Source organism: Arenimonas sp., from assembly GCF_019459675.1.
Taxonomy (GTDB): Bacteria; Pseudomonadota; Gammaproteobacteria; order Xanthomonadales; family Xanthomonadaceae; genus Arenimonas.
The window spans coordinates 1-1,092 of the sequence record NZ_JAIBFH010000391.1 but is presented as its reverse complement, the minus strand read 5'-3'; the positions used below and the strand labels follow the sequence as shown (position 1 = coordinate 1,092).

At 73.4% G+C, this 1,092-nt stretch carries 1 protein-coding gene and 1 pseudogene; both read left to right on the top strand.

What is annotated here, in order from left to right; genetic code table 11:
• Window positions 1-695 (top strand): HAD family hydrolase (locus K0M70_RS12940; RefSeq protein ID WP_290782579.1); only part of this gene is annotated, 695 nt, incomplete at its 5' end.
• Window positions 692-1,092 (top strand): annotated as a pseudogene (locus K0M70_RS12935) (leucyl aminopeptidase family protein); the annotation flags it as partial. The gene K0M70_RS12940 and the pseudogene K0M70_RS12935, both read left to right, overlap by 4 nt.

The window sequence follows — 1,092 nt, the reverse complement described above, 5'->3', positions numbered from 1 at the left end:
CCCTCCCCCTCCCCCTCCCCGACCCCCTGGGCCCCATCGGCCCCTCGACCGCGCGCGCCGACCGCGCGCTCGATGCCTTCCTGCATCAGCACTGCCCGCGCACCGCGCAGCGCTATCCGATACAGCGGATGCGCGAACTGCGCGCGCTGATGGCCGAGCGCCACCCGCAGTTCCTGCACGACTACAGCCACCAGCGCGTGCTGTCGCTGCGCCATGCGCTGGAGGATTCGGGCGACGACCTGAGCCACGCCGAGCCCGCCTATGAAGCCTTCATCGTCAGCCGCAACCAGGTGGACTTCTACCCCGATGCGCTGGCCGCCCTGGGGCGACTGTCGGCACGGCTGCCGGTGGCGGCGCTCACCAACGGCAACGCCGACCTGGAGCGGATTGGCATCCAGGCCCATTTCCAGATTTACGTCAGCGCCCGCGAGCACGGCCACGCCAAGCCCGACACGCCCATCTTCCACGCCACCTGCGAGCGCCTGGGCCAGGCCCCGGCCGACGTGCTGCACATCGGCGACGACCCGATGATGGACGTGGTGGGCGCGCGCCGGGCCGGCATGCCCAGCTGCTGGATCAATCGCCGCAGGGAGCGCTGGCCGGCCGACCTGCCGCGCCCCGACCTTGAATTCGCTACGCTGGCCGGGCTGGCCGATTGGCTGGACCACACCCACCCCCTTCCGGAGCCACGATGAGCTTGCCGCCCTGCTTCGCCACCCCCGACCAGGCCGACGGCGCGCTGCCGCTGGTGCTGGTGGACCGCGCCAGCCTGCCCACGTGGCGCGGCGGCCAGACCGCGGGGGTGCAGGCCTGGCTGGACGCGCAGGCCTTCACGGCGCAGCCGGGCGCGCCTCTGCTGGTCCCGGGCGCCGACGGCCGTCCGGCGTTTTTCCTGGCCGGCATCGCCGACGCCGGCGACCCGCTGGCGCTGGCGCACCTGCCCCTGGCGCTGCCGGCGGGAAACTACCGCCTGTCGCCCCATTCCCCAGTCAGGATCGATCCGGGCCAGGCCCTGCTGGGCTGGGGCCTGGGCGCTTACCGGTTCGACCGCTACCTCAAGCCCGCGCGCGAGCCTGCGCGGCTGGTGCTGGA